Here is a 19,323-nt window from a genome sequence, read left to right as displayed (position 1 = left end):
CTATTCGACCCCGATCAACAGCGCGTCACCGCGATGGCCGGTGCGGTACGTGACCAGCTCCGTTCCGGGGTGGTGATCGTGCATGTGTTCTGCCAGCGTGTCGCCCAAGGCCGCGGCCGCCTCGTCCGTTTCGGCGCCCGCGCCCACCAGCACCGTCACCAGGTCGCCACCGGAGGCCAGCAACAGATCGAGCAGACCGGTCGCCGCCGCGATCGCGTCGGGAGCCACGATCAGCACCTCGTCCCCCGCGATACCCAGCCCGTCGCCCGGCTGGCAGCGGCCCGCCCAGGTCAACGCGCTCTCGGTCGCGATGCGCACCGACCCGTGCCTGGCCGCGCCGGCGGCCCGGGCCATGGTGTAGCCGTCGTCCACCGCCTGCCGGCCGTTTTCGTGCACGGCCAGCGCGGCCAGCCCCTGCACCATCGATCCCGTCGGAATCGGGACGACGTCGATGCCCCAGCCGATGGCCGCGGTGCACCCGGCCACCAGCTCCTCTGCCGGCACGTAGCCGTTGGGCAGCACCATGACCTGCGCGGCACCGGTGTCGAGGACCGCCCGCATCAGCTGATGGGCGCTGATGTTGGTGACCGGGTCGCCGGGGGCCGAATCGCGCCGCAGCACGCAGGCGCCTTCCCCGCCGAACAGCTCGGCGGCGCCGTCGCCGTCGACCACGGCCAGCACCGCGCGTTCCCGGGTCCAGCCGCCGGCCGGCAGCCCGGTGGCGCCTGAGCTCAACACCGAAATCACGATGCGGCTCGGCCGCCCGGCCGCCAGCCCCGCCTCGACCGCGGCGCCGGCGTCATCGGTGTGCACGTGTACCGAGTAGGTGCGCTGCGCCGACGACCGCGCGGCCGCGATCCCCACGGAATCGCCCAGCTCCCCGAGCCGGTCGCGCAGCGCGTCCGCCGCGGCCGGATCGCAGCCATCCAGCCGGTACATCACCTCGAACTGCGGCGCGGGCCGTTCGGCGGCGCTTTGCGGTTGCAGCGCCCGCGGCGACAGCTCGTACACCGTGCGGGCGGGTGCCTGGCCGGTGACCGTGGTGCGCAGGGCGTCCAGCAGGACCAGCAGGCCCCGCCCGCCGGCGTCCACGGCACCGGCGTCGCCGAGCACGTCGAGCTGCTCGGGCGTCTTCTCCAGGGCCACCACCGCGGCTTCGCCCGCGGCGACGATCGCCGAGGCGAGCCCTTCCCCGGCCTGGGCGCACTCACCGACGGCGTCGGCCGCGGCCCGCAGCACCGAGACGATCGTCCCGCGGATCTCGCGCCCGCCCATCGACGTGATGACCAGGTCCACGCCCCGCCGCAACGACGCCCCGAGGGTGGCGGCGTCGATGTGGGGCAGCTCACCGCCGGACTCGGCCGCCGCGGCGGCGGTGACGTCGGCGATGCCGCGCAGGATCTGGGACAGGATCACGCCGGAATTGCCGCGCGCGCCGTTCAGGGCGCCGGCCGACAGCGCCGCGGCGGCCTTGGCAACGCACGCCGACCCGCCCTCGGAATTGACGCCGACGTTGGCCTCGGCCAGCGCCGAGCGCATGGTGAACAGCATGTTGGCGCCGGTATCGGAATCGGCAACCGGGAAGACGTTGAGCCGGTTGATCTCGTCGATGTGGGTGATGAGGTCACTGACGGCGGTGTGCGCCCAGTCCCGCAAGGTGACCGCGTCCAGCGGACGCTCCGACGGTCCCAGTGTTACCCACCTCCTCGGTGCCTCCCAGTACCCAGCCCCCGGTGGGCGCCAGCGTAGCTCGGCGACCCGGGCGGCGGCTGCCCGTGACCACCACCCGCCAGCCGGCGACCCGGCCCATTGAGCCTAGCCAGGTGCGACGACAGCGGCGCCTGAGCGTTTTGGTGGTTGCCACGACAGTCGGTATCCTGGTTGGGCCCGGGCCGACCCGGGCTGTCCCGGCCACGTGTCAGACCGCCGAGCCGGACCCCCGAGATTTGAGGAGCTTGAACCATGGCCGCTGTGTGCGACATCTGCGGGAAGGGCCCCGGCTTCGGCAAGTCGGTGTCGCACTCCCACCGCCGCACCAGCCGCCGGTGGGATCCCAACGTCCAGACCGTGCACGTCGTCACCCGCCCGGGTGGCAACAAGCAACGCGTCAACGCCTGCACGTCCTGCATCAAGGCCGGCAAGGTCGCCCGGGGCTAGTCCCGGCTCCATCACGGGCTACATCACGATGTGCCCGGCGTCGACGGGTATCGACACGCCCGTCACGTAGCGGGCGCGGGGACCGACCAGCCACAGCACCGCTTCGGTCACGTCTTGCGCCTCGACCAGCGGCACGTCGGGCAGCAGCATCTGTGACACGGCAGGGTTCGGGTTCTCCAGCATCCGGTTGACGACGAAGTCGTTGAGGATCATCGGTGTCATGACGCCGCTCGGATGCACGGAGTTGACCCGAATCTTGTGCGGCGCGTAGGCATTGGCCGCCGACCGCATCAACCCCACCACCCCGTGCTTGGACGCGGCGTAGGCGAACATCGCCGCACTGCCGTCGCCGCCCCGGCCGGTCAGCCCCTGCGACGAGCTGACCAGCACGACCGACCCGCCCTGGCCCTTGCGGATGATCGAGGGCACCGTCGCCAACAACGTGTGCCACACCCCCTTGAGGTTGGTGTCGACGATCGTGTTGAACACCGGTTCCGAATGGGCTTCGGGGTCACCGATCGCCACCACCCCGGCGTTGGCGACGACGATGTCCACCTCGCCAAGTGCGTCGATCCCGCTTTGCACCGCGGCCTCCAGTTGCGGTAGGTCGCGGACGTCGGCGACGACGGGCGCCACCCTGCGGCCCGCGGCTTCGACCAGCCGCGCGGTCTCGTCGAGATCCGATTTGGTGCCCAGCGGGTAGGGAATCGCGTCGATATCGGTGCAGATGTCCACCGCGATGATGTCGGCGCCCTGTTCGGCGAAGGCCACCGCGTGGCTGCGGCCCTGGCCGCGCGCCGCACCGGTGATGACGGCGACCTTGTTGTCGAGTTCACCCATGGCTACACCTCCAGCTTCGTGCCGGTCTCTTGTTCGGCGAAGGCCACCAGTCGCGCGGCCGCGCCGTAATCGCAGGCGACCGGCGAGCGGCCGATCAGCACCGGGCCGCCGCGCAGGCCGAACCTACCGCTGACCCCGACGTAGCTGCCCGGCGGCAACGGTTCGCTGATGCAGTACAGCGTGGGCGCCGCGCCCTCGTCGATGTCGTTGGCCAGCCGGTCGGCGACCAACTTGACCGCCTTATGGGCCAGCGACATCAGCGGCGAGTCGCCGAGCTGCGACAGGTTCGAGGCCACCCAGCCCGGATGGGTGAGCTGGGTGACGACCGGCGATCCGGCCTCGCGCAGCCTGCGGTCCAGCTCCAGGCCCCACAGCATCACCGCGAGCTTCGACTGCGCGTACGCGCCCAGCCGCGTCCACTTGTGCCGGCGCAGGTGCAGGTCGTCCAGGCGCAGCGTCGCCGACCGGTGCGCGTCGGAGCCGACGTTGATGATCTGGCTACGCACCTTGGGCAGCAGCAGGTTGGTCAGCGCGAACGGTCCCAGCAGGTTGGTTCCCAGCGTCTTCTCGAATCCGTCGACCGTCTCGGTCCGGCGCTCGGTCAGTGCGCCGGCGTTGTTGATGAGGATGTCGACGTCGTCGTCGATCGACGCCGCGAAGGCGCGCACCGACGACTGGTCGGCGAGGTCGACCCTGGCCACCGTGGTCGAACCGCCCATCTCGGCCGCGCGTTGCTCCCCCAGCTCGGTGTTGCGCACCGCCAGGATCACGTGCGCGCCGGCTTTGGCCAGGGCGCGGGCGGTGCCCAGCCCGACGCCGTTGGTCGCTCCGGTGACGACGATTCGTTTGCCGGTCAGGTTGCCGAGCCGGTCCGGGGTCCAAGGTAGGGTCACGGCGATCAAGAGTAATGGCCGGTTCTATGTAAATTGGACCGGCTCTGCCACCATTGTTCGCGGAAGCGGAGGTTTTCACGGGTGGTTCCACATGGATGACAGCGCGCGAGAAATCACCAATCTGATCTACACCTACGCCGAGCTTCTCGATGGCGGCGACCTGGACGGCGTGGCCCGGCTCTTCGAACACGGCCGCATCTGCGGAGTGGAGGACGGACCGCCGGAGACGGTGTTCGCCGGGGCCGCCCGGGTACGCGAGATGTATGAGATGGCCACGCGCATCTACTCCGACGGGACCCCGAAGACCAAGCACAACACCACCAACGTGCAGCTGCACATCGACGAGGCCGCAGGGACCGCCCGCAGCACGTCCTACTACTGCGTCACGCAGGCCACCCCCGACCTCCCGCTGCAGGTGATCGTGACCGGTCACTACAAGGACACGTTTCATCGGGTGGACGGCGTCTGGCGGTTCGACAGCCGCACCATGTTCGTCGACCAGGTCGGCGACGTCAGCCAGCATTTGAAGTTCTGAGGGTGCGCGGCCCATGGCGTGGCACCCGAGCAGGTCGGTGAGCGATTGCGTTGTACGCCAAGCGTTTTGACGATGTATCGGAGGAGCAACGGATGCCTGACGACCCGGTCGCGACGAAATCCCAGCACGAACAGGAACTGGCCGCCCTCGAGCTGATCGAGCACCCGACCGTCAAGGCCGCCTATCGGACGGTGGCCGAGACCTGGCTGGGCCGGGCCAAGGCGTCCGAGGCGATGCGGGAGCGGTTCGACGACGCGTTCGCCGAGGTGATGTTCTCGGCGGCGGTGTGGTCGTCCAACCAGGACAAGCTGCGGCCCAAGGTCAGCTGCATCACCCGGCTGGCGCATCCCGTCGACGGCCGGCGCATCCCCGGATCACGTTGGGGCATCGACAATCCCGACAGCGTGTACCGGGTGATCCCGATCTCCGGCGACGAGCGCTACGAGATCCACGGCCGGGTGGGTGAGCACCGGATGACGGAAAACTACTTCACCTTGTGGGATGCCCACATGGGCACCGTGGACGTGCTCAACGGCCGCACCATGCAGGTCGGCTCCGACGGCGGCTTCACCATCACCGTGGACGCCGACCCCGCCGGGGGGCGGCCCAACCACGTGCAGACCTCCCCGGCTGCGCACGAGTTCTACATCCGCGACGTGCTGCTGGACTGGGGCCGCGACGACCCCAATCACCTTGAGGTGCAACGGCTCGGCGGGCCGCCGGCAACACCGGCGCGCACCCTCGACCAGCAGGCCGAGGCCACGGCGGCGATGATGGAGTACTTCGCCAACTTCACCGGCAAGCTCAGCCACGGCGTGTACAAGATGCCGGCCAACCATTTCGACCTGGCCTGGTCGGCCGACAAGGCCGGCGCGATGCGCAACCAGGTCTACGTGATGGGGCGCTTCGATCTCGCCCCCGACGAGGCGTTCGTGGTGGACCTCAACGACGGTGGCGCCGAATACTTCACGGTGCCGCTGAGCAACATTTGGGGCACCACGCTGGACATCCTCGACCGCACCGGCAGCCTCAACAAGGCGCAATCGGTGGCCAACGAGGACGGCGGCTATACCTACGTGATCGCGCCGACCGACCCCGGCGTGGCCAACTGGATCGACTCCGACGGGCTGCGCGAGGGCATCCTGACGCTGCGGATGGCGGAATTCGGCGAGGCGGGTCCCCGCGAAGACCTCGGGGCGCGGGGTCGGGTCGTCAAGCTGGACCGGCTGGATGCCGAGGTGCCGCACCTGCCGCGGGTGACCCCGCAGGCCCGGGCCGCCCAGCTCGCCGACCGGCGCACCGCGTATCTGCGGCGCCTTCCGGAAGGGCCGGCCTGAGATGGCGCGCTGGCTGATCACCGGATGCTCCACCGGCTTCGGCCGCGAAATCGCGCGCGCCGCATTGGAAGCGGGCCACGGTGTCGTGGTGACCGCCCGCCGGGCCGACGCGGTGCGCGACTTCGCCGACGAGTTCGGCGACCGGGCCGTGCCCGTCGCGCTCGACGTGACCGACGCCGACCAGATCGCGGCGGCGGTGTCGGCGGCCGATGCGGCGTTCGGCGGCATCGACGTCCTGGTCAACAACGCCGGTCACGGCTACCTGTCCGCCGTGGAGGAGGGCGAGGATGCGGAGGTCCGGAAGCTGTTCGAGGTCAACTACTTCGGGTCGGTCAACATGATCAAGGCGGTGCTGCCGGCCATGCGGGCCCGCGGCTCCGGGCACATCATCAACATGTCGTCGATGACCGGTCTGGTCGCCAACCCGCCCAACGCGTATTACTCGTCGACGAAATTCGCGCTGGAGGCGATCACCGAGGCGCTCGCCACCGAGGTGCGACCGTTCGGCATCAAGGTGACCGCCATCGAGCCGGGCGCCTTCCGCACCGACTGGGCGACGCGGTCGATGAAGGAATCGGGCACGCCGATCGCCGAGTACGTCGACGTGGCGGCGCGCAAGGACCTGATCAAGCAGTTCGCCGAGCATCTTCCCGGTGATCCGAAGAAGGTTGCCGAGGCGGTGCTGATGGTGACCACGCTCGACGAGCCACCGCTTCGGCTGCTGCTGGGCCGCGACGTGCTGAAGGCGATGCGGGACAAGATCGCCGGGCTGTCGTCGTCGATCGAAGAATGGAAATCGGTGACCAAGGACGTCAATTTCGAGAGCGCCTGACGTCACTCGTCGAGGAAGACGGCGTGCCGGTCCACGCCGTCGCGCCCGATGCGGAGGTTGTTGGCGGGGAAAGCGGGATCGGAGTAACCGATCGCCAGGCCGCACAAGATGTTCAGCTCCGGCGGGATGTTCAGCTGCTCGCGAACGACGTCGGGATAGCCGGCTATCGCCACCTGCACGCAGGTGCCCAATCCACGCGCGGTCAAGGCCAGCAGCAGCGTCTGCAGGAACATGCCGACACCGATGCTGTCGGCGTAACCGAGGTCGCTGTGCATGCACACGATGCCGCCCAGCGGTGCGCGGAAGAACTCCCAGTTGCGCAGCACGGCGATGCGACGGGCCTCGGTGTCGTGGCGGGCGATGCCCATCGAGCCGTACACCTGCGCGCCGGTGTCGCTCCGGAAGTGAGCGAACGCGGCGGGGAGCTGCGGGACGTTGGGCGGTTCCGCGCGAGCCTTTTCCAGCATCGCGGCGACCAACCGGTCCCGTGCCGGACCCGAGACGAACACCATGTGCCACGGCTGCACGTTGGAGTTCGACGGCGCGCGGACGGCCAGCTCCAGCGACTCCTCCACGAGGTGGCGCGGTACCGGGTCGGGCAGGAACAGCCGCGTCGAATGCCGCTGCCGGATGGTGTCTTCGAGGTCATACATAGGCTCAATGTTCTCAAGGCCTGAAATCGCGAGCGCCGCGGAGCCGTGCGAAGCGGGTCGCCTTCATCGGAGCGAGTCCTAGCGTCAACCGGGTTCGTCACCATCGCGGAGGAATCTTTCGGGATGGTGGTAGCTATTGGTCCGAGGTCTGCCGTGGTCGAGGTGTGGTGGTGGGATCCATTCGGTTTCGCCGTGGGCGTTGGTCCGCGTGGTCCAGCCTTTCTCTGCGAGCCGGTTGTCGGGGCCGCAGGCCAACGTGAGGTCGTCGATGTCGGTGCGGCGGGTGGTGTTCCAGCCGCGCACGTGGTGGACTTGACTGTGGTAGGCCGGCGCATCACATCCCGGCCGAGTGCAGCCACGGTCCTTGGCGTACAACATGATTCGCTGCCCTGGGGAAGCGAACCGTTTGGTGTGGTGCAGCGCCAGCGATCTGCCCTTGTCGAAGATCGCCAGGTAGTGATGCGCGTGGCCCGCCCAACGGATCACATCCGACATGGGCACCAGCGTGCCGCCAGCCGTTAGGGCCTTACCGGCGGCGGATTCCAAGTCCTGCAACGTGGTGGTGACCACGATCGACACGGGCAGTCCGTTGTGCTGGCCCAGGTCGCCGGAGGCAAGCAAACCGCGAAGTCCGGCCAGGAATGCGTCGTGATTGCGTTGAGCTGGGCTGCGGGTGTCGCGGCGCACCGCTTCCTCATCAGGTGTCGCGTCGACCACCGGGGTTTCGTCGTCGGGGTTGCACGCGCCGGGCGCGGCTAGTTTGGCCAGCATCGCCTCGATCGCGGCCCGCAACTCCGGGGTGACCAGGCCGCCGAGGCGCGACATGCCGTCGAATTCCTGAGCGCCCAGGGTGATCCCACGCTTGCGGGCCCGTTCGGCGTCGCTGAAATCCCCGTCGGGGTGCAGCCAATCCATGACCCGCTGGGCGTATCTGGCCAATTCGTCGGGCCGATGCCCGGTGGCTTTGGCGGCCAGGTCGGCTTCGGCGGACTCGCGGGTCACCGCGTCGACCTCGACGGGCAGACGGGCAAAGAAGGTACGGATCACCTTGATGTGCCCATCACCGATGAGCCCTTGGCGTTGGCCGGCCGCGGAGGCGCTCAATTGGGGCGCTAACGGCTGGCCGGTCAACCCCCGGCGCTCGCCTAGGTCGGCGGCTTCGGCGATGCGCCGGGCGGCCTCGCCCTTGGTGATGTGCAACCGGTCGGCCAGCCCCACCCGCAGCGATCCGCCCAACTCTTCGGGGCTCGCCTGCTCAGACAGCTGGTTGATCAACGCGTGCTGCGGGGTGCGCAGCCGGCGGTAAGCGCGTTCCAGGCGCTCGAGGGCGCGCAGCCGCTCGGGGGTGGTGAACGCGTCAAAGGACAACGCGCACAGGCGGTCCACGTCGTGGTCGAACGTGTCGAAAACGTCGACGATCTCCTCACGACTATTGGCTCCCATGCCTCAAACCTAGGGACACCCACCGACAAAAAAGCTCGCGTTGTGACGGTTGAAGCGAAAGTGACACAAGGGATTACAGAGCAACCGCAAGGCTGCAAACAGCGCCGCCCTAATCCCGAACCACGATGACCGTCTTGCCGGGGCGACGGCCCGGCAGGCCACGGCTTTCGAACGCCTCGCGGCCTTTCTCGAGCGGAAACGTCCCGGCGATCTCGACGCGCAACCGTCCGCGATCGACCAGCGCGGCGAGCTCGGCCAGCTGTTCCCGGTTCGGTGTGACGATGAAAAACGTTGCTGTCACGCCGTATTCGTCGGCCCAGCCGGCCGGCGGTGGGGCCGACAGGGTGACCAGTCGCCCGCCGCGGCGGAGCGCCGGAAACGACCGGTCCAGCGTCTCGCCGCCGACGGTGTCGATCACGACGTCGTAGACCGCGTCGTCGAATGCCTCGGTGCGGACATCGATCACCCGGGCGGCCCCGTGTCCGCGAACCAGGTCACCGACGTCGCTGCGCACGGTCGCGGTGACCCGCCCGCCCAGCATCGCGGCCAGCTGAACCGTCAAGGCGCCCACGCCGCCCGCGCCCCCGTGCACCAACACGGACTCCCCCGGTTGCACTCCGGCATGGTCGACCAGGGCCTGCCACGCGGTCAGGCCCGCCAGCGGCAGGGCGGCGGCGACGGCGTGCGACACCGTCGACGGCTTGGGGGCCAGGTCTGACGCGGGAACGCAGACGAATTCGGCCGCCGCGCCGTCGCGGTCGAAGGGAATCAGCCCGCACACCTCGTCGCCGGGCGCGAAATCGGCCACGCCGGGGGCGGTCTCCTGGACGACGCCCGAGACCTCGTGCGACGGAATCACCGGCGTCCGGCTGACACCGTCCCGGCTCCAGGTCTCCTCCCACGTCAGCTCGTCGAATGTGATGGCGGCGGCGTACACGGCCACCAGAACTTCGCCCGCCGCCGGGGCGGGCACGGGCGCCCGCTCGACGACGAGTTGTTCCGGGCCGCCCCGGCGGTGCGCCCGTAACGCCGTCATGCCGCTCACGGCAGCCGCCAATCGATCGGGTCGGCGCCCATGCCCGTCAACAGTTCGTTGGCGCGGCTGAACGGGCGCGACCCGAAGAATCCCCGAGACGCCGACAGCGGCGACGGGTGCGGCGACTCGATTGCCACGCAATTGCCCTCGGCCAGAATGGGTTTCAGCGTGGACGCGTCGCGTCCCCATAGGATCGCCACCATCGGCTGCGAGCGCGCAGCCAGCGCACGGATCGCGCACTCGGTCACCGCCTCCCAGCCCTTGCCCCGGTGCGACGCCGGATTACTCGGGCGCACGGTCAGCACCCTGTTCAGCAGCATCACCCCGCGCTCGGCCCACGGCGTCAGGTCGCCGCACGAGGGCTGCGGATGGCCTAGGTCGGCGGCGTATTCGTCGAAGATGTTGGCCAGGCTGCGGGGCAGGGGACGCACGTCGGGTGCCACCGAAAAGCTCAGCCCCACGGCGTGTCCCGGCGTCGGGTACGGGTCTTGCCCGACGATCAGCACCCGGACGTCGTCGAACGGAAACGTGAACGCCCGCAACACGTTGGGTCCCGCCGGCAGGTACCTGCGGCCGGCCGCGATCTCGGCCCGCAGGAACTGGCCCATGTCGGCGACCCGATCGGCCACCGGCTCCAGCGCCGCCGCCCAGCCCCGCTCGACGAGTTCAGTCAACGGCCGCGCCGTCATCGGGCTCCCTCCATGGCATCGATCACCCTAGCCCTCATAGGATTGCCAGCCCGCGTAACCCGCCCACTCTTGCCCGTCCACAAGCACTTTGGGCTCGCCGTCGAGAACGCGGCCGATGATGCGCCACCCGGCGGGGGCGGGTCCGCCGAAGCAGGCCACCAGGGCGTGGTCTTCCCCGCCGCCCAGCACCCAGGCCCAAGGGTCGGCGCCCACGGCGGCGGCCGCGGCGGCCACAGCGGCGTGGTCCGCGGCGAGTGCCGCGGTCGACAGATCCATCGCCACAGCGGACGCCTCGGCGACGTGCCGGAGGTCGGCGACGAGACCGTCGGACACGTCGATCATCGCCTGCGCTCCCCCGGCCGCCGCCGCCACGCCCTGCCCGTAGGGCGGTTGCGGGACCAGATGCCGGCGGCGCAACGCGTCGAAGCCCTCGATCCCCTTGCCGAACAACGCCAGCCCCGCGGCCGAGCGGCCCAGGCCACCGGCGACCGCGATCACCGATCCCGCCGTCGCCCCGGACCGCAAGACCGGGGCGCGGCCGTCGAGGTCGCCGAGCACGGTGACGGAGACCACCCACTGCGGGCAACTGACGAGATCGCCGCCGGCGATGCCCGCGCCGATGCGCTGCGCCTCGTCCCACATTCCGCCGACAAGCGCGTCTACGTCGGCCGCACGCGTGTCACCGGGCGCGCCGAACGCCACCACGAAGGCCGTGGGCCGCCCGCCCATCGCCTCGATGTCCGCGGCGTTCTGGGCGATGGCCTTGCGGCCGACGTCGTACGGCGTCGACCAGTCCAGCCGGAAATGCCGATCCTGCACGAGCATGTCGGTCGACACCGCAACCCGCCGGTCCGCGGCATGCACCACGGCCGCGTCGTCCCCCGGGCCGACCGCCACCGCGGCCGGCTGGCGGCGGCCGCGCACGAGGCGATCGATGACGGCGAACTCGCCCAGCTGCTGCAGGGTGGGATGTGATGTGTCGTCGCCCACGCCACCTCCTCCGGCGCGTCCTCGCCCTGTGCGGGCCTCTATCCGGCTGCCGACCTGCGGTAAGTTGGACTACTGCCCGCGCGAGCGGCCCGCGCCAGTGTAAAGGCCCGCGATGTCGTGCCGGAGATAGGAGGTGCGCGGGCGGTGACGACCGACCCCGATACCGGCCCCGGCGGTGACCCGGGGCCGCCCCCCGCGATGATCATCGCCGCGGTCGCGGTGGCGGTCGTGGCGATCGGGGTGATCCTGGTGATCGCGGTGAACCGCGAGGCGCCGCCGCAGCCCGTGGCCGTACCCGCCGCCCCGGCACCACAGGCCGACAGCCCCGTATGCCGGGCGCTGGCCGGGGCGCTGCCGCAGCGGCTCGGCGACTTTCAACGCGTGCCCGTCGCGCAACCGGCGCCCCAGGGCGCCACCGCCTGGCGGGCCGGGGCGGACAGCGAGCCCGTGGTGCTGCGGTGCGGGCTCGACCGCCCGGCGGAGTTCGTCGTGGGCTCTCCGATTCAGATCGTCGACCGGGTGCAGTGGTTCGCCGTGCGCCCCGATCAGCAATCCGCCGGCGACGCGGGCAGATCCACCTGGTACACGGTCGACCGGCCGGTATACGTGGCGCTCACCCTGCCGTCAGGGTCGGGCCCCACGCCGATCCAGCAACTCTCCGACGTGATCGACCGCACCATCGCGGCGGTGCCCATCAACCCGGGCCCCGCCGGTTAGCGCAAGCCGACCCCGCGCGCCAACGCCGTTTCGACCATGGTCGCCAGCAGGGTGGGATAGTCCACACCGCTGGCCGCCCACATCCTCGGGTACATCGAGATCGTGGTGAACCCGGGCATCGTGTTGATTTCGTTCAGCACCGGCCCGTCGTCGGTGAGGAAGAAGTCGACCCGGGCCAGGCCCTGGCAGTCAACGGCCTTGAACGCCCGGATCGCCAACTGCCGGATGGCGTCGGCGACGTCGTCGTCCACCTTGGCCGGCACGTCCAATTCCGCTGCGTCGTCCAGATATTTCGTGGCGAAGTCGTAGAACGAGTCCTCGCGCCCCCGCACGCCGGCCACCCGGATCTCACCCAACGTGCTGGCTTCGATTGTCCCGTCGGGCATCTCGAGCACCCCGCACTCGACCTCGCGGCCGGTGATCGCCGCCTCGACGATCACCTTCGGGTCGTGCCGGCGCGCAACGGCGACGGCCGCGGGCAAGTCCTCCCAGCTCGACACCCGGGTGACGCCGATCGATGATCCACCCCGGGCGGGCTTGACGAACACCGGCAGACCCAGCCGCTCGCACTCGTCGGGTTCCAGGGCCGACCGCGACGGGCGCAGCACCGCGTACGCGCCGACCGGCAACCCTTCGGCGACGAACAGCTTCTTGGTGAATTCCTTGTCCATGCCCGCCGCGCTCGCCAGCACGCCGGCCCCGACGTAGGGCACCCCGGCCAGCTCGAGCAGACCCTGGATCGTGCCGTCTTCTCCGTACGGACCGTGCAGCACCGGGAACACCACGTCGACCGAACCCAGCACCTCACCGGCCCCGGGCGACAGGGAGACCAGTTGGCCGCCGCGGCGCGGATCCGCCGGCAGGGCCAGCTCGGTGCCCGACTGCGCGGTCACCTCGGGCAGCTGCCGATTGCTGATGGCGAGCGCGGCCGGGTCACCGTCGGTCAGCACCCATGACCCCTCCGGGGTGATGCCGATCGCGACGACCTCGAACCGCTGGGGGTCGAGGTTGCGCAGGATGCTGCCGGCGGACACACACGAGATGGCGTGCTCGTTGCTGCGCCCGCCGAAGACGACGGCGACGCGCACGCGGCTTCCGCTGGCACTCACAACCTAAAGAGGCTACCGGTTGCGCGGCGTCCGGGTCGGGCGGCGGGCCGCGAGCTGGGGTTTTGCCGGCCGCGGGGACTCACTCGGGCTTCGTCCTGCGGCCCAGCAGCAGCGCCATCGCCTCGTCCACCAAGAGTCCCTTGTGACAGACGCGGTGCACGGCGTCGGTGAGCGGCATCTCGACGTCGTAACTGGAAGCGAGCGCCAGCACCGACTCGCACGACGTCACACCCTCGACGACGTGACCGTCCCGGGCCTGCATCGCCGATTCCATCGTCCCGCCGCGACCCAGGCGCTCGCCGAACGACCGATTGCGCGAATACGGCGAGGTGCACGTCGCAACCAGGTCACCCACGCCGGCCAGCCCCGCCAGGGTGGCGCCCTTGGCGCCCAGCGCAATGCCCAGCCGCATAATCTCCGCCAGACCGCGGGTGATGATTGCCGCCGCGGTGTTTTCGCCGAGCCCGACGCCGGCCGCCATGCCGCACGCGAGCGCGATGACGTTCTTGCACGCCCCGCCGATCTCGGTGCCGACGACATCGCTATTGGTGTAGGGGCGGAAATACCCGGTGTTCAGCATGCGTTGGAGGGCGACGGCGCGGCCGGAGTCGCTGCACGCGACGACGGTGGCGGCGGGCTGGCATTCGGCGATCTCGCTGGCCAGGTTGGGGCCCGAGACCACCGCGACCTGAGCCGGGTCGACACCGGTCACGGAAACGATGACCTGGCTCATCCGCATCAGGGTGCCCAGCTCGATGCCCTTGGCCAGGCTGACCAGGGTGGCGTCGTCGCGCATCAACGGCGCCCACCCCTCGAGGTTGGCGCGCATCGTCTGTGCGGGCACGGCCAACAGCACCGTCGAGGCTTCGCCGAGCGCCTCCGCCGCGTCGGTGGTCGCGCGGATGCCCGCTGGCAGCACCGCGCCGGGCAGGTAGTCCGGGTTGGACCGGGTGGCATTGATCCGGTCGGCGACGTCAGATCGGCGGGCCCACAGCGTGACGTCCGCCTCCGCTCCGCCGGCCTCGACGAGCACCTTGGCCAGTGCGGTGCCCCACGCCCCGGCACCCATGACGGCGACGGCACCCTTCGAACCGGCCATCGACCACCCCCATCTGTCGTCTCCAGCGTGTTGCAGCCGCTACACCCTAGATCAGCGGGCGTCGCGCGAGCTAGCGCGTCGGTGGTTCACCGGTCGCTGGCAGGATGAGATGTCATGAGCGGCACACGCGCCGACGGCACGGGAAAAGACATCGCCCTGATCATCGCCGTGAAACGGTTGGCGGCGGCGAAGACCAGGCTGGCCCCGGTGTTCTCGGCGCGCACCCGGGAGAGCGTGGTGCTGGCCATGTTGATCGACACGCTGACCGCCGCGGGACGCGTTGGTTCCCTCGGCTCGATCACGGTGATCACGCCCGACGAGGCCGCGGCCGCTGCGGCAACCCAGTTGGGGGCGGACGTGCTGTCCGACCCGACGCCCGACGGGCACGGTGACCCGCTCAACAACGCCATCGCCACGGCGGAGCGGGCGGTCGCCGAGTCTTTCCCGAATGTTGTGGTGCTGCAAGGGGATTTGCCCGCGCTGCAGACGCAGGAGCTGGCCGAGGCGATCGTCGCGGCGAGGCAGCACCGGCGCAGCTTCGTCGCCGACCGGCTGGCGACGGGAACCGCCGCCCTCTTCGCCTTCGGCGCCCCGCTGGATCCGCAATTCGGAGCCGATTCGTCGGCGCGCCACCGACGTTCGGGGGCGATCGAACTGACCGGCGCGTGGCCGGGCCTGCGCTGTGACGTCGACACTCCCGACGACCTCGCCGCCGCCCGCCGGCTGGGGGTGGGCACGGCAACCGCCCGGGCCCTCGCCCAACAGTGACCTCAACCCGCGACACGGCGTAGCTGTCGTCGGGGTGAACGTCACCCCAACGGCGAATGGATGTCCGTCGAGCGCTAGCAGCATCGGCGCGTGATGAGCAATGATCGCAGGGTGACTGAAATCGAAGCTGAGGCGCGCCCCGACGAGAACTTGTGGCACGGCGAGTCCGCCGTGACTGCGCCGCCCGCCGCGACGCCGTCCGCACTCACCGACCTGCCGGAGGACCGCTACCTCAACCGGGAACTGAGCTGGCTGGACTTCAACGCCCGCGTGCTGGCGCTGGCCGCCGACAACTCGTTACCCCTGTTGGAGCGGGCCAAGTTTCTGGCAATCTTCGCCTCCAACCTCGACGAGTTCTACATGGTGCGGGTCGCCGGCCTCAAGCGTCGCGACGAGATGGGGCTATCGGTGCGCTCCGCCGACGGCCTGACGCCGCGCGAGCAACTGGCCCTCATCGGCGAGCAGACGCAACGGATCGCGACCCGCCACGCGCGGGTCTTCCTCGACTCGGTGCGACCGGCGCTCGCCGAGGAAGGCATACATATAGTCACGTGGGCCGATTTGGATCAGGGTGAGCGCGACGAACTGTCGACCTATTTCCACGAACAGGTCTTTCCGGTCCTGACCCCACTCGCCGTCGATCCCGCTCACCCCTTCCCCTTCGTCAGTGGGTTGAGCCTGAACCTGGCGGTCATGGTGCGCCAGCCCGAGGACGGCGGCCAGCACTTCGCGCGGGTGAAGGTCCCCAATAACGTGGATCGCTTCGTCGAACTGAGCGGCCGCGGCCATACCGATGATGCCGACGGACCGGCCATAATTCGCTACCTGCCAATGGAAGAGCTGATCGCCGCGTTCCTGCCGGTGCTGTTCCCGGGCATGGAGATCGTTCAGCATCACGCGTTCCGCATTACCCGCAACGCGGACTACGAGGTCGAAGAGGACCGCGACGAAGACCTGTTGCAAGCACTGGAACGAGAGCTGGCGCGCAGGCGGTTCGGGTCCCCGGTGCGGCTCGAGGTCGCCAACGACATGACCGAGAGCATGTTGGAATTGCTGCTGCGCGAGCTCGACGTGAACCCGGGCGACGTCATCGAGGTGGCCGGCCTGCTCGATCTGTCGTCGTTGTGGCAGATCTACAGCATCGACCGGCCGGCGCTCAAAGACCCGGCGTTCGTCCCGGCCACCAGTCCCGCGTTCGTCGACCGTGAGACGCCCAGGAGCATCTTCGCAACGCTGCGCGAAGGCGATGTGCTGCTGCATCATCCGTACGAGTCGTTCTCCACCAGCGTGCAGCGATTCATCGAGCAGGCCGCCGCCGACCCGAACGTGCTGGCGATCAAGCAGACGCTGTACCGCACCTCCGGTGATTCGCCCATCGTTCGGGCGCTCATCAACGCCGCCGAGGCCGGCAAGCAGGTGGTGGCGCTCGTGGAGATCAAGGCGCGCTTCGACGAGCAGGCCAACATCCGCTGGGCGCGCGAGCTGGAGCAGGCGGGCGTGCACGTCGTCTACGGGTACGTCGGACTCAAGACGCACTGCAAGACCTGCCTGGTGGTCCGGCGCGAGGGTTCGGCGATCCGGCGCTACTGCCACATCGGGACCGGCAACTACAACGGGAAGACGGCACGGCTCTACGAAGACGTCGGCCTGCTGACGGCCTCCCCCGAAATCGGGGCGGACCTGACGGACCTGTTCAATTCGCTGACCGGCTACTCGCGCAAGGTCTCCTACCGCAACCTGCTGGTCGCCCCGCACGGAATTCGCACCGGCATCATCGAACGCGTCGAGCGCGAGATCGCCGCCCACCGCGAACACGGCGGCGGCCGGATCCGCCTCAAGATGAACGCCCTCGTCGACGAGCAGGTGATCGACGCGCTCTATCGCGCGTCGCGGGCGGATGTGCGGGTGGAGGTGGTGGTGCGCGGGATCTGTGCGTTGCGTCCCGGCGCGGAAGGGTTCTCGGAGAACATCACGGTCCGTTCCATCCTCGGCCGCTTCCTGGAACATTCCCGCATCATGCATTTCAATCGCATCAACGAATTCTGGATCGGCAGCGCGGACATGATGCACCGCAACCTCGACCGGCGCGTCGAGGCGCTGGTTCAGGTGAAGGATCCGAGGCTGACCTCATACCTGGACGACTTGTTCGAGTCCGCGCTGGATCCGTCCACCCGATGCTGGGAACTGGGATCCGACGGGCAGTGGATCGCCTCGCCGCAGGACGGCCACTCCGTGCGCGATCACCAAGTGTCGTTGATGGAGCGACACCGCAATCCGTAGCCCCCTGCGTGGTGATTTACGGTTGTCTTTCCGGCCGCACCGCAACTGTGCACGCGGCCAGACCGAATTGACCTGCAGGAGTTGACTTGCCGACCAAGAGCTCGTCCACCGCTCGGCGTCCGGGAAGCCGCATCGTGTATGCCGCCGGGGCGGTCTTGTGGCGGCCGACCGATTCGTCCAACCCCGGCCTCGAGATAGCGGTGATCCACCGTCCCCGCTATGACGACTGGTCACTGCCGAAGGGGAAAGTGGACCCGGGCGAAACGGTGCCCGTCGCCGCGGTGCGGGAAGTGTGCGAGGAGACGGGTCACCACGCCCTCCTGGGCAGGCGGCTCGACATGGTGAGCTACCCGATCGAGGCGGGCGTCAAGAAGGTCTACTACTGGGCGGCGCGCAGCACGGGCGGGGACTTCACCCCCGGCAACGAGGTCGACGAATTGGTGTGGCTGCCGGTGCCGGACGCGCTGAAGCGGCTCACCTATTCGCATGACCGAAAAATGTTGCGCCACTTCATGAAACATCCTGCTGACACGCATACCGTGCTGGTGGTCCGGCACGGCACCGCAGGCCGGAAATCGCGGTTCAAAGGCGACGACACCCAGCGGCCGCTGGACAAGCGGGGCCGTGCGCAAGCCGAGGCGCTGGTTCCGCAGCTGCTGGCCTTCGGCGCCACCGACGTGTATGCGGCCGACCGGCTGCGCTGCCACCAGACGGTGGAACCGCTCGCCGCGGAGTTGGGCGTGGCCGTGCACAATGAGCCGGCCCTCACCGAGGAGGCCTACGCCAAGAGCCCGAAACGCGCCCGGCACCGGATGCTGGCCATCGCCGAGCAGCAAGGGACACCGGTCATTTGCACCCAGGGGAAGGTGATCCCGGACCTCATCGCCTGGTGGTGCGAACGCGACGGGGTGCGTCCCGACAAGTCGCGCAACCACAAGGGCAGCGCCTGGGTGCTGTCACTGTCGGCGGGCCGACTGGTGGCGGCCGACCACATCGGTGGCCCGCTGGCCGCCAACGTGCGGGCATAACACGCGAATACCCTTCGGGTGCATCGCTGCCACCCGAAGGGTATTCGCGTCGAGAGCGCGACTGCTGCCGTTAACGGCGACCGCGACGTGCGGTGGCCTTCTTGGCGGGAGCCTTGCTGGCCGGCCTCTTTGCCGCGGCCTTCTTGGCGGGGGCCTTGGTAGCGGCCTTCTTCGCCGCGACCTTCTTGGCGGGAGCCTTCTTGGTCACGGCCTTCTTCGCCGGAGCCTTGGTCGCGACCTTCTTGGCGGGAGCCTTCTTGGTCACGGCCTTCTTCGCCGGAGCCTTGGTCGCCGCCTTCTTGGCCGGAGCCGCCTTCTTGGCGGGCGCCTTCTTCGCCGCGGCCTTCTTGGCGGGAGCCTTCTTGGCGGCGGTCTTCTTGGCCGCGCCGGTTGCCACTACACCACGCTTCACTGCAGGTCCTTCCGACGGGAGACGCTGTGCGCCAGACACAACCGCTTTGAATTGAGCACCAGGACGGAACGCCGGGACGGAGGTCGGCTTCACCTTCACCGTCTCGCCGGTACGCGGGTTGCGGGCCACCCGAGCCGCGCGGCGCCGTTGCTCGAACACACCGAACCCGGTGATGGTGACGCTGTCGCCCTTGTGCACCGCACGCACAATGGTGTCGACGACGTTCTCGACGGCGGCGGTCGCCTGCCGACGGTCGGTGTTCAATTTCTGTGTGAGCACATCAATGAGCTCTGCCTTATTCATCCAATCCCTCCGACGCTAGTGGTCCTCGATTTGAACCGACTAGTGGACACGGTAAACCCTCACCCAGCAAATTTCCAAGAGCCACGCGCAATTTCAGGGTCGGACATTCGGCGGTTTCGCAATCCGGTTGCCGCCCTTGACCGGTGGCGGTGCCTGGAAATGGGCCCGGTTTAGTTAGGTGAGCGAGAAGAAATTCCGGCCT

General features: G+C 69.3%; 19 protein-coding genes. 8 read left to right on the top strand and 11 right to left on the bottom strand.

Annotated elements, in window-relative coordinates; translation table 11 throughout:
* The gene (locus G6N37_RS02050; RefSeq protein WP_163684472.1) at window positions 1-1,692 is read right to left on the bottom strand and encodes a DAK2 domain-containing protein; all 1,692 of its coding nucleotides are present in this window, start codon (window positions 1,690-1,692) and stop codon (window positions 1-3) included.
* Window positions 1,693-1,962: 270 nt separating this feature from the next.
* On the opposite strand from G6N37_RS02050, the gene rpmB reads away from it, so the two are divergent.
* Window positions 1,963-2,157: a 50S ribosomal protein L28 gene (rpmB, locus tag G6N37_RS02045; RefSeq protein WP_112710603.1), complete on the top strand. Its 195-nt coding sequence runs from the start codon at window positions 1,963-1,965 to the stop codon at window positions 2,155-2,157.
* A gap of 18 nt (window positions 2,158-2,175) precedes the next feature.
* On the opposite strand, the gene G6N37_RS02040 is transcribed toward rpmB, so the two are convergent.
* Entirely contained in the window at window positions 2,176-2,997 is an 822-nt protein-coding gene (locus G6N37_RS02040; RefSeq protein WP_163675259.1) for a mycofactocin-coupled SDR family oxidoreductase, read from the bottom strand.
* Window positions 2,998-2,999: 2 nt separating this feature from the next.
* Window positions 3,000-3,890, bottom strand: a complete 891-nt coding sequence (locus G6N37_RS02035; RefSeq protein WP_163675256.1) for an SDR family NAD(P)-dependent oxidoreductase — start codon at window positions 3,888-3,890, stop codon at window positions 3,000-3,002.
* Between the two features lie 91 nt (window positions 3,891-3,981).
* Here G6N37_RS02035 and G6N37_RS02030 point away from each other — a divergent pair, with 91 nt between their 5' ends.
* The 3 genes from G6N37_RS02030 to G6N37_RS02020 all read left to right on the top strand — a co-directional run bounded on the left by G6N37_RS02030 (window position 3,982) and on the right by G6N37_RS02020 (window position 6,594).
* Window positions 3,982-4,425, top strand: coding sequence for a nuclear transport factor 2 family protein (locus G6N37_RS02030; protein ID WP_163675253.1), 444 nt, complete (start codon window positions 3,982-3,984; stop codon window positions 4,423-4,425).
* Between the two features lie 92 nt (window positions 4,426-4,517).
* A complete protein-coding gene (locus G6N37_RS02025; RefSeq protein WP_163675250.1) occupies window positions 4,518-5,762 on the top strand; it encodes a hypothetical protein in 1,245 nt (414 codons plus the stop codon).
* Window position 5,763: 1 nt separating this feature from the next.
* Window positions 5,764-6,594, top strand: a complete 831-nt coding sequence (locus G6N37_RS02020; protein ID WP_163675247.1) for an oxidoreductase — start codon at window positions 5,764-5,766, stop codon at window positions 6,592-6,594.
* Between the two features lie 2 nt (window positions 6,595-6,596).
* Here G6N37_RS02020 and G6N37_RS02015 read toward each other — a convergent pair whose 3' ends face one another.
* The 5 genes from G6N37_RS02015 to G6N37_RS01995 form a co-directional block, all read right to left on the bottom strand.
* Window positions 6,597-7,247, bottom strand: coding sequence for a nitroreductase (locus G6N37_RS02015; RefSeq protein WP_163675235.1), 651 nt, complete (start codon window positions 7,245-7,247; stop codon window positions 6,597-6,599).
* 84 nt (window positions 7,248-7,331) lie between these two features.
* Window positions 7,332-8,690, bottom strand: a complete 1,359-nt coding sequence (locus tag G6N37_RS02010; RefSeq protein WP_163675233.1) for an HNH endonuclease signature motif containing protein — start codon at window positions 8,688-8,690, stop codon at window positions 7,332-7,334.
* A gap of 109 nt (window positions 8,691-8,799) precedes the next feature.
* Complete coding sequence (locus tag G6N37_RS02005) at window positions 8,800-9,726, bottom strand: NADP-dependent oxidoreductase (RefSeq protein WP_163675231.1); 927 nt, start codon at window positions 9,724-9,726, stop codon at window positions 8,800-8,802.
* Window positions 9,727-9,731: 5 nt separating this feature from the next.
* Complete coding sequence (locus tag G6N37_RS02000; RefSeq protein WP_163675229.1) at window positions 9,732-10,415, bottom strand: uracil-DNA glycosylase; 684 nt, start codon at window positions 10,413-10,415, stop codon at window positions 9,732-9,734.
* Between the two features lie 27 nt (window positions 10,416-10,442).
* Window positions 10,443-11,405 (bottom strand): thiamine-phosphate kinase, encoded by a 963-nt coding sequence (locus G6N37_RS01995; protein ID WP_163675227.1) that lies wholly within the window; start codon window positions 11,403-11,405, stop codon window positions 10,443-10,445.
* 198 nt (window positions 11,406-11,603) lie between these two features.
* Here G6N37_RS01995 and G6N37_RS01990 point away from each other — a divergent pair, with 198 nt between their 5' ends.
* Window positions 11,604-12,122, top strand: coding sequence for a DUF3515 domain-containing protein (locus G6N37_RS01990; RefSeq protein ID WP_163684469.1), 519 nt, complete (start codon window positions 11,604-11,606; stop codon window positions 12,120-12,122).
* Here the strand turns inward: G6N37_RS01990 and G6N37_RS01985 are convergent.
* Window positions 12,119-13,231 carry a D-alanine--D-alanine ligase family protein gene (locus tag G6N37_RS01985; protein WP_163675223.1) on the bottom strand — a complete coding sequence of 371 codons (1,113 nt, stop codon included), beginning with the start codon at window positions 13,229-13,231 and terminating at the stop codon, window positions 12,119-12,121. The genes G6N37_RS01990 and G6N37_RS01985 overlap by 4 nt on opposite strands.
* Window positions 13,232-13,310: 79 nt before the next feature.
* A complete protein-coding gene (locus tag G6N37_RS01980; protein WP_163675219.1) occupies window positions 13,311-14,330 on the bottom strand; it encodes an NAD(P)H-dependent glycerol-3-phosphate dehydrogenase in 1,020 nt (339 codons plus the stop codon).
* 114 nt (window positions 14,331-14,444) lie between these two features.
* Between G6N37_RS01980 and cofC the strand changes: the two genes are divergently transcribed.
* The 3 genes from cofC to mutT1 all read left to right on the top strand — a co-directional run bounded on the left by cofC (window position 14,445) and on the right by mutT1 (window position 18,406).
* The gene (gene cofC, locus G6N37_RS01975) at window positions 14,445-15,098 is read left to right on the top strand and encodes a 2-phospho-L-lactate guanylyltransferase (protein WP_163675218.1); all 654 of its coding nucleotides are present in this window, start codon (window positions 14,445-14,447) and stop codon (window positions 15,096-15,098) included.
* Window positions 15,099-15,188: 90 nt separating this feature from the next.
* Entirely contained in the window at window positions 15,189-17,378 is a 2,190-nt protein-coding gene (locus tag G6N37_RS01970; protein ID WP_163675215.1) for an RNA degradosome polyphosphate kinase, read from the top strand.
* An 86-nt stretch (window positions 17,379-17,464) separates the two neighbouring features.
* On the top strand, window positions 17,465-18,406 hold the full coding sequence (gene mutT1, locus G6N37_RS01965; RefSeq protein ID WP_163675212.1) for an 8-oxo-(d)GTP phosphatase MutT1: 942 nt from the start codon (window positions 17,465-17,467) through the stop codon (window positions 18,404-18,406).
* A gap of 70 nt (window positions 18,407-18,476) precedes the next feature.
* On the opposite strand, the gene G6N37_RS01960 is transcribed toward mutT1, so the two are convergent.
* Window positions 18,477-19,121, bottom strand: coding sequence for an HU family DNA-binding protein (locus G6N37_RS01960; RefSeq protein ID WP_163675209.1), 645 nt, complete (start codon window positions 19,119-19,121; stop codon window positions 18,477-18,479).
* Between the last annotated feature and the right edge of the window lie 202 nt (window positions 19,122-19,323).

Origin of the sequence: Mycobacterium seoulense (genome assembly GCF_010731595.1) — a bacterium.
Taxonomy (GTDB): domain Bacteria; phylum Actinomycetota; class Actinomycetes; order Mycobacteriales; family Mycobacteriaceae; genus Mycobacterium; species Mycobacterium seoulense.
Note: the sequence above shows the minus strand (reverse complement) of the source record. Positions and strands in the feature narration are given on the sequence as shown.

What these genes read in the sequence shown, in the direction of transcription:
- G6N37_RS02005 (WP_163675231.1), bottom strand. Translation starts at nt 9,726, where the DNA reads ATGACGGCGTTACGGGCGCACCGCCGGGGCGGCCCGGAACAACTCGTC.
- rpmB (WP_112710603.1), top strand. Translation starts at nt 1,963, where the DNA reads ATGGCCGCTGTGTGCGACATCTGCGGGAAGGGCCCCGGCTTCGGCAAG.
- G6N37_RS01990 (WP_163684469.1), top strand. Translation starts at nt 11,604, where the DNA reads ATGATCATCGCCGCGGTCGCGGTGGCGGTCGTGGCGATCGGGGTGATC.
- G6N37_RS02000 (WP_163675229.1), bottom strand. Translation starts at nt 10,415, where the DNA reads ATGACGGCGCGGCCGTTGACTGAACTCGTCGAGCGGGGCTGGGCGGCG.
- G6N37_RS02015 (WP_163675235.1), bottom strand. Translation starts at nt 7,247, where the DNA reads ATGTATGACCTCGAAGACACCATCCGGCAGCGGCATTCGACGCGGCTG.
- G6N37_RS02030 (WP_163675253.1), top strand. Translation starts at nt 3,982, where the DNA reads ATGGATGACAGCGCGCGAGAAATCACCAATCTGATCTACACCTACGCC.
- G6N37_RS02025 (WP_163675250.1), top strand. Translation starts at nt 4,518, where the DNA reads ATGCCTGACGACCCGGTCGCGACGAAATCCCAGCACGAACAGGAACTG.
- G6N37_RS02040 (WP_163675259.1), bottom strand. Translation starts at nt 2,997, where the DNA reads ATGGGTGAACTCGACAACAAGGTCGCCGTCATCACCGGTGCGGCGCGC.
- G6N37_RS02020 (WP_163675247.1), top strand. Translation starts at nt 5,764, where the DNA reads ATGGCGCGCTGGCTGATCACCGGATGCTCCACCGGCTTCGGCCGCGAA.
- G6N37_RS01960 (WP_163675209.1), bottom strand. Translation starts at nt 19,121, where the DNA reads ATGAATAAGGCAGAGCTCATTGATGTGCTCACACAGAAATTGAACACC.
- G6N37_RS02010 (WP_163675233.1), bottom strand. Translation starts at nt 8,690, where the DNA reads ATGGGAGCCAATAGTCGTGAGGAGATCGTCGACGTTTTCGACACGTTC.
- G6N37_RS01980 (WP_163675219.1), bottom strand. Translation starts at nt 14,330, where the DNA reads ATGGCCGGTTCGAAGGGTGCCGTCGCCGTCATGGGTGCCGGGGCGTGG.
- cofC (WP_163675218.1), top strand. Translation starts at nt 14,445, where the DNA reads ATGAGCGGCACACGCGCCGACGGCACGGGAAAAGACATCGCCCTGATC.